The sequence below is a fragment of the Candidatus Desulfolinea nitratireducens genome (assembly GCF_982879505.1).
The window spans coordinates 11,387-14,332 of sequence record NZ_CEYOSI010000082.1 but is presented as its reverse complement, the minus strand read 5'-3'; the positions used below and the strand labels follow the sequence as shown (position 1 = coordinate 14,332).

Annotated in this window: 3 protein-coding genes; all 3 read left to right on the top strand. The window is 50.6% G+C overall.

Features of this window, described 5'->3' with window-relative positions; translation table 11 throughout:
- Positions 1-716: HEAT repeat domain-containing protein (locus AC3DOM_RS09020; protein ID WP_487918713.1), on the top strand; the 716-nt coding region annotated here is incomplete at its 5' end.
- A gap of 80 nt (positions 717-796) precedes the next feature.
- The gene (gene ssnA / locus AC3DOM_RS09015) at positions 797-2,137 is read left to right on the top strand and encodes a putative aminohydrolase SsnA (RefSeq protein ID WP_487918712.1); all 1,341 of its coding nucleotides are present in this window, start codon (positions 797-799) and stop codon (positions 2,135-2,137) included.
- A 28-nt stretch (positions 2,138-2,165) separates the two neighbouring features.
- On the top strand, positions 2,166-2,834 hold the full coding sequence (gene npdG, locus AC3DOM_RS09010) for an NADPH-dependent F420 reductase (RefSeq protein WP_487918711.1): 669 nt from the start codon (positions 2,166-2,168) through the stop codon (positions 2,832-2,834).
- Positions 2,835-2,946: the final 112 nt, after the last annotated feature.

Below are 2,946 nucleotides of genomic sequence, written 5' to 3'. Positions count from 1 at the left end.
GTCTTATGCAGGATAAAAAAGCAATCCAGGCATTGGCAAATATTTTCCAAATTACCCAAAACACCTACACTCGCAGCGCAGCATGTCTGGCTCTTAGCGGTATTGGCACAGACACCGCACTCGAAGAAATTGCCACAGCCCTCATGCAAGGCGATGAATATCTTCGCCGCGCTGCCGCTGAATCTCTGGCAAATCATCCCGTTGAAGGCTGGCCAATACTCAAAGAGGGGCTTGAAATTGACGATCTACTCGTCCGCCGTTCGGTTGTCTATGGTCTTGGGCGGATCCCGGAAACTTGGGCAAAAGATCTCCTTACCCAGGTGCAAGTTGAAGATCAGGAATGGGCTGTACGTGATATTGCCAGCGGCATCCTCGAAAAACAGCAAGGTAAAAACCCTCATATTCCACGCAAGCTTTCACCACCATCTGAAACTCCCTGGCTGATCGCCTTTGCTGGCAAAGAAGGAATGGGCATATCTCCAAACACTCCAGCCACCGATATCCTTCTGCTTGCCCTCAAGAGCGAAGATATTGATGAACAATTGGCTGCCCTCTCTTATCTTCGCCGTACTCCAAGCGAAGGTGTCATCAACGGCCTCTACCACGCCATGCGCGGTGGAAATATCGAATTACGTGAGGCGGTATTCCTCGCCCTTGTCGAAATTGCTGCCAGTGGAATTACCTTGCCAGACCCACAAGTATACGGGCTGGGATAAGCCCCGGCAATAAAAACACCTTACCCGATCATCTCCCCGCGCTTGATAATTGCGGGGAAATTTTTTTCAGGAGATAAATGATGCTAATTACCAACGCCAATCTGATTACCTGGGGACCGGAGAATCAAATTTTACACGGCTACTCAATTTATTTAGAGGGGGATAAAATTGCCGGCATCGCCCCTGACCGTGAGCTTGCTGAGCGTTACCCTAACGCGGAGCGCATCGATGCACGTGGACAATTTGTCATGCCAGGCAACATTTGCGGGCATACTCATTTTTATGGTGCATTTGCACGCGGGATGGGCATTCCTGGCGAGGCCCCAAAAGATTTTCCGCAAATTCTGGATAAACTCTGGTGGCCACTGGACAAATCTCTCAATGAAGATGATGTGCGTTACTCGGCTCTCGTCTGCCTTGTAGATGCGATCAAACATGGCACAACCACACTGATCGATCATCACGCCTCGCCGAATTTCATTGAGGGTTCACTGGACGTCATCGCTGATGCCGTAACCAAATCCGGGTTGCGGGCCTCCCTCTGTTACGAGGTCACCGACCGGGATGGGGATGCCAAAATGCAGGCCGGCATCGACGAGAATATCCGTTTTATTAAACGCTTGCAAGCCCACCCAGAGTCGCGTCTCGGGGCGAGCTTTGGCTTACACGCCAGCCTGACCCTCTCAGAATCCACACTTGAGCACTGCGCAGCATCCCTTCCAGAAGGAAGCGGATTCCACATCCATGCAGCGGAGGGACTTTCCGATCAGGATGATAGCCTCGCCAAATCTGGATTGCGTGTGATCGACCGTCTTGACAAATACGGCATTCTGGGGCCAATGAGTATTGCCGTGCATGCCGTGCACGTGGACGCACGCGAAATCCAGATCCTGGCAGATACAGAGACCTGGGTAACCCACCAACCGCGCTCAAATATGAATAATGCTGTTGGAGTTGCTCCGGTCGAATCGATGCTGCGGGCGGGCGTAAAAGTCGGTCTGGGCAATGATGGCTTTTCGAATGCGATGTGGACTGAATGGAAGGCAGCTTACCTGCTGCATAAATCAGCGCATAATGACCCGCGCCGCATGGGTGGCTATGATGTTACAAAATTGGCCGTTGATAATAATGCTGCTCTGGCAAATGTTTTCTTCCCCGATGCGCCACTTGGCAATCTGAGCGTTGGCGCATACGCAGACCTGATTTTTGTAGATTATCATCCCTTTACCGAATTAACGGCTGGCAATCTGCCCTGGCATATCCTGTTTGGCTTCCACGAAAGTATGATCACCACAACCATCGTTGGCGGGAAAATGCTGATGAAGGATCGCGAGCTGCTGACACTTGATGAAGCCGAAATCGCGGCCAAGGCACGTGAGGCCTCAGCAAAAACCTGGAAGCGCTATCAAGAGAAGTTTTAATGCACAATTTTATTTCAAGGAGAAATTCATGACGACCGATTCAAAACTACTCACCATCGCCGTATTAGGCGGCACAGGCAAAGAAGGCAAGGGTCTGGCCTATCGCTGGGCGAAGGCAGGATACCATGTCATTATCGGTTCTCGCACAAATGAAAAAGCTGAGACCGCCGCTGGTGATTTGAATAAAATGCTAGGTGAAGGTAAAGTGCAAGGGTTGCTCAATACCGATGCCGCAGAAAAAGCGGATATCCTTGTACTGACTGTACCTTACAGCGCCCACAAACCTACGCTGGAAAGCGTTAGGGAGGCCGCGCAGGGAAAAATCTTTATCGATGTGACCGTGCCCCTCGTCCCGCCAAAAGTTTCCAAGGCACAAATGCCCCCAGCTGGCAGTGCGGCCCAGGAAGCACAAGAAATACTCGGTGACGGAGTCAATGTAGTATCCGCTTTCCAGAATATCTCGCATGAACATCTTTTTACCGGACACTCCGTCAATTGCGATGTGCTGGTGACCGGTAAAGGCAAGACTGCCCGACTTGAAGCACTAAAACTGGTAGAGGCTGCCGGTATGATCGGCTGGGACGCAGGTCCTATTGAAAACTCGATGGTCGTCGAGGGGATGACCAGCTTGCTGATCTATATCAATAAACAAAATGGCGTCAAATCGGCCGGGATCAAGATTACAGGGGTTAAGTAATCCACAGATTACACGGATCACACAGATTTATTTCTGAGTAAAACAAAAGCTTTGATGCTTATGAATACAGTCAATAAGCGCGACCCTCAGACCTACTCAATAATTGGCGCAG

Excerpts from the sequence above, each read along its gene's own strand:
- ssnA (WP_487918712.1), top strand. The coding sequence starts at position 797 with ATGCTAATTACCAACGCCAATCTGATTACCTGGGGACCGGAGAATCAA.
- npdG (WP_487918711.1), top strand. The coding sequence starts at position 2,166 with ATGACGACCGATTCAAAACTACTCACCATCGCCGTATTAGGCGGCACA.